The sequence below is a fragment of the Pseudoalteromonas sp. bablab_jr011 genome (genome assembly GCF_016464045.1).
Classification (GTDB): Bacteria; Pseudomonadota; Gammaproteobacteria; order Enterobacterales; family Alteromonadaceae; genus Pseudoalteromonas; species Pseudoalteromonas lipolytica.
The window spans coordinates 1-283 of the sequence record NZ_JACDWU010000043.1 but is presented as its reverse complement, the minus strand read 5'-3'; the positions used below and the strand labels follow the sequence as shown (position 1 = coordinate 283).

Sequence of the window (283 nt, the reverse complement as noted above, 5' to 3'; positions counted from 1 at the left end):
CCTTAAGTATGGATATTTGCTAAATAGCTTTAACGCTATTTTTCCCTTTAAAGCACCCATTAATTTCGAGACTGATAACTTCGGCGGTATCTTTACTACCAAATGAACATGGTCAACCTGCACATTTAACTCGACTACTTTACACCCTAACTGCTCACAATAAACTTGTATGCACCTGTAAACATCTCTGCCTACTTTGTTCTTCAATATTCTGAACCTATACTTTGGTGTCCAGACTATATGATATTGACATCGCCAATACACATGCGATGCTTTCTCGTAT

1 protein-coding gene is annotated in these 283 nt (G+C 37.5%); it reads right to left on the bottom strand.

Annotated features, from left to right (window positions below; all coding sequences use genetic code 11):
• The coding region (gene tnpA / locus JIG41_RS01375; RefSeq protein ID WP_199524157.1) for an IS200/IS605 family transposase at window positions 1-283 on the bottom strand (283 nt) is incomplete at both ends.